A 3,099-nucleotide genomic window follows, 5' to 3' on the forward strand; every position below is an offset into this window, starting at 1 on the left:
TCGATTCCACAATAGTGGCGGTGGGTGCTATGGTAAAAGTTCATTGAGTCTTCTCCCTTGTAGTGCTTGGTCGCCTTCCAGCTTAGCGGGCAACCGCTGGGCTGGGGAGAAGGCTCAATCAGTATCATGCCAGTCACGGCGACGCCTTTTCCATTGCGGCTTCGCCTTCATTCCAAAGCCGCGCGTGCTGGGCGGCGTTATAAAGGAAATATTTGTCCATGAGAGATAGAGTCAAACTTAATCCGGGTGAAGAACTTAAACTCGAGGGCAGCAGAACCAAAGGACCTTTGGGTGAAACAGAAATCGACACTTACTCCGTCATCAACAAGGCAGGAGAAGTTGTTGGTTCAGTCGTCTACTCCGACCACACAGCCATCAAAGGCTTCAAAAGAACGCAAACACTTGTCCAAAAAGATGTTGAAGGTAATGTTTTGGTAGATGAGCGATGGTGAAACAATCAAATGAGCGATCTGTTTGAAACTAAGCTAGGAGAGGCAAAGGGCTACATCAGCCGGGGCGAGCCCTTTTGGTGTGAAGATTTCTCACGCCCGAAAGATCAAGAATTTGCTGAGTATCTCAGAAAGAACGGGCTGGACATCTCTTACCTATACTGCATGGAGAGTTGGGAGGGCGTTTACTTCCCTAGAAACTTTAACTATCAGGAACTGCAGGAAATTTCACGCAAGCGAGCAGAGCTCAGGGAAGCCGGAGTTTCTGAGAGTGATCTTCCTAGCAGTTTATAACCATGCCATGCACCGGATGCCAAAACCTCTGCTTCGCGCCGGTTTTGTCACCGGTGATGGCTGGCGTTAGCGTCACTGCTTAATTACGAGTTGCCTGAAGATGGAATACGTAGAAATTGCAGCGCTGATTAAGGACATTCGGAATCGCTTCCCTGAGGTATCTGGTCGAATGGATGCGTGGGTCGAATTTCAAGGATTTGATCGAAAAGACGATAACTCGTATGCAGAGATGGAAGCTTTCTCACAGACAGCCACTGACGCGATAAAACGAAAAGATTTCGACAAAGCCAAGGCCTACATGGACTATGTTTCTGGAAGGTACATAGCCGGTTCAGAAAGCGTGAAAAAATTCATCGATGTCTATTTCGTGGAATCTTTGATGTGGGATATCAAAGACAGAAAATTGTTAAAGCACGGATGGAAATTGATCCCTCCTGAACTCAAAAAACTGTACCTCAATTTGTGGGAAGCAGAGCCATGGCTATTGCTGTAGCAACTCGGGGCGCTAACAAGTGGCTGTTGTCGGACGCACCTACGCTGGCGCTCCGGTGCGCCGCAAAGCCATGGCGTTAGCTGCGAAGTGCGCTGCTCCTTTTGGGTGGCCGGGTGCCAGTGGGCCTTGGCCGTAAACTGGTAGCAAATCCGACAGTTCGGGTGTTCCGCCAAGGCCGTCAGAATCCGCAGCCAGGTTGGTTGCTCAATTGGTCGCAGGTGTTGGTAAAGAAATCGGTGTTCACCGCGCGGGGCCGTCCGCCGAAAATACCGTCCGGATCTGCTAATCTGGAGTTCCGGTTCGTTCACCGCATCGTTGGCGGAATTATCAATCACAGTGCATCGGCGTGTTTCGGTGCCAGGGGGCTACAGAGCAGGCGGTCATGCTGGTTGCCAAAGATCTGGGTTTGTCGCCCACCGGTGCTACTCAGCTAACAAGGCGCATCAATTCGCGGCCTGCGGCCGCCGGACGCCCTTTACATTGCGGCTGCGCCTCCATTCCAAGGGCGCCGTTGTGCGCTGGCGTTAGGTAAAAAATGGATATAGAGATCGTCGAGGCCAAGGACAGATTTTCGGTCGTTCATTTTGGAGCCGGAACTGGCGATATGTTTACCCAGTATCACTGTCCCAAGTGTGGTGGCATTACCACAGTTAGCGACTCGAAAATCAGAGATAGCCTCTTCAACGATCGATCCATCCTTCCCAGCGAAATAATCGCTAGGTTTGAGGAGCGGCGGCCAGTCAGGCGAGATGCATGGGAGGAGTTCTACGATTTCAACTGCAGATCCTGCCACAAATCCGTAAGGGTGGTTTATATTCCCGATGAGTTTCGTATGGCGGCCCATAACTTCATCTTGAAATCGGTGATTGAGCTTTGCATTTAAATTTCAGGCAGTTACCTAACAAGGCGCTTAAGTTTGTTCCGGCCGTTGGCCTCCACCGGACGCCCTTGTCAGGGCGCCGCTTAGCTTCGCGTTAGAGCTTACTGACCGTAAATGGGGAGTCTGAATTTATGGAATTGATTCCTCTTCTCGGTGCCACCTGCACGCTGGCTCTCGGGATTTTGGGCTTGGTGGCTCCCCGAAAGGTCGCTGATCTTGTCGGTGTTGCGCCAGAGGGAGCGCTGGGGCTATCGGAAATCCGTGCCACTTACGGCGGAATTTTTATCGGTTTGGGTGCAGCGTGTTTGTGGTTTCAGCAGTCAGAGGTTTACGTTGCGGTTGGGTTGGCATGGTTAGTAGCGGCGGTATCCCGCATTGTCTCCATTTTTCTGGATCAGTCTTTCAGCAGCAAAAATGTGGGCGGGGTAATTGTCGAGGCAGGTATCGGCCTCTTGCTGGTCGCTGGCCTGCTCTAACCATTCATTCAAGTACGTTCCCGGCCTGGCGGCCGTCCACCGGACGCCCCTGTCGGGGCGCCGCTTAATATTGGCGTTAACTGTATGAGCCTATGAGCATAGACGTTCACAAACTCATCGATGGTCGGCCGAAGGATCGCCTGCTGTCTATCAGTGAGTCAGAATACGCCGAGATCTTCCCTGCAATCGAGTTGTACCGGGAAAAAACCGGATTGTTCATTGATCAGTACAGTGACCTTAAATTGAGCTCTGGGGTCAAGCCTCTCATCGAGTCACTTGAGGCGAAAGACAACGGTCGCAGTATCTACGGGTTGCTGATCGGTGCCCTTAAGAATTCGGAGGCCGATGGTTATGGCATCATTTTCTTCGGAGACTAAACAGTTAACACATATGAGCCTTCTCGGGATCAATAGGCAATAGTCATTTTTTTGGCCGCGCCAGCGGCCAACTTAAACCCATGAGCGAGAACGCCTGCTTCGCTAGTCTCGTGGGGCTGTCAGGCACTCA

General features: G+C 51.5%; 5 protein-coding genes. All 5 read left to right on the forward strand.

Annotation, left to right across the window (positions count from 1 at the left end; genetic code table 11):
- The first annotated feature begins 218 nt into the window (after positions 1 to 218).
- The 5 genes from FO268_RS22625 to FO268_RS22645 all read left to right on the forward strand — a co-directional run bounded on the left by FO268_RS22625 (position 219) and on the right by FO268_RS22645 (position 2,969).
- On the forward strand, positions 219 to 452 hold the full coding sequence (locus FO268_RS22625) for a hypothetical protein (RefSeq protein ID WP_150995409.1): 234 nt from the start codon (positions 219 to 221) through the stop codon (positions 450 to 452).
- A gap of 9 nt (positions 453 to 461) precedes the next feature.
- Complete coding sequence (locus FO268_RS22630) at positions 462 to 743, forward strand: hypothetical protein (RefSeq protein ID WP_150995410.1); 282 nt, start codon at positions 462 to 464, stop codon at positions 741 to 743.
- Positions 744 to 843: 100 nt separating this feature from the next.
- Positions 844 to 1,236 carry a DUF7674 family protein gene (locus FO268_RS22635; RefSeq protein WP_150995411.1) on the forward strand — a complete coding sequence of 131 codons (393 nt, stop codon included), beginning with the start codon at positions 844 to 846 and terminating at the stop codon, positions 1,234 to 1,236.
- Between the two features lie 1,011 nt (positions 1,237 to 2,247).
- Positions 2,248 to 2,592, forward strand: a complete 345-nt coding sequence (locus tag FO268_RS22640) for a DUF4345 family protein (RefSeq protein WP_150995412.1) — start codon at positions 2,248 to 2,250, stop codon at positions 2,590 to 2,592.
- Positions 2,593 to 2,684: 92 nt separating this feature from the next.
- The gene (locus tag FO268_RS22645) at positions 2,685 to 2,969 is read left to right on the forward strand and encodes a hypothetical protein (protein ID WP_150995413.1); all 285 of its coding nucleotides are present in this window, start codon (positions 2,685 to 2,687) and stop codon (positions 2,967 to 2,969) included.
- The last annotated feature ends 130 nt before the right edge of the window (positions 2,970 to 3,099 follow it).

It is taken from the genome of Marinobacter denitrificans (assembly GCF_008795955.1).
Lineage (GTDB): Bacteria > Pseudomonadota > Gammaproteobacteria > Pseudomonadales > Oleiphilaceae > Marinobacter > Marinobacter denitrificans.

Bases quoted from the DNA above. Each gene is read 5' to 3' on its own strand.
- FO268_RS22625 (WP_150995409.1), top strand. From the start codon at position 219: ATGAGAGATAGAGTCAAACTTAATCCGGGTGAAGAACTTAAACTCGAG.
- FO268_RS22630 (WP_150995410.1), top strand. From the start codon at position 462: ATGAGCGATCTGTTTGAAACTAAGCTAGGAGAGGCAAAGGGCTACATC.
- FO268_RS22635 (WP_150995411.1), top strand. From the start codon at position 844: ATGGAATACGTAGAAATTGCAGCGCTGATTAAGGACATTCGGAATCGC.
- FO268_RS22640 (WP_150995412.1), top strand. From the start codon at position 2,248: ATGGAATTGATTCCTCTTCTCGGTGCCACCTGCACGCTGGCTCTCGGG.
- FO268_RS22645 (WP_150995413.1), top strand. From the start codon at position 2,685: ATGAGCATAGACGTTCACAAACTCATCGATGGTCGGCCGAAGGATCGC.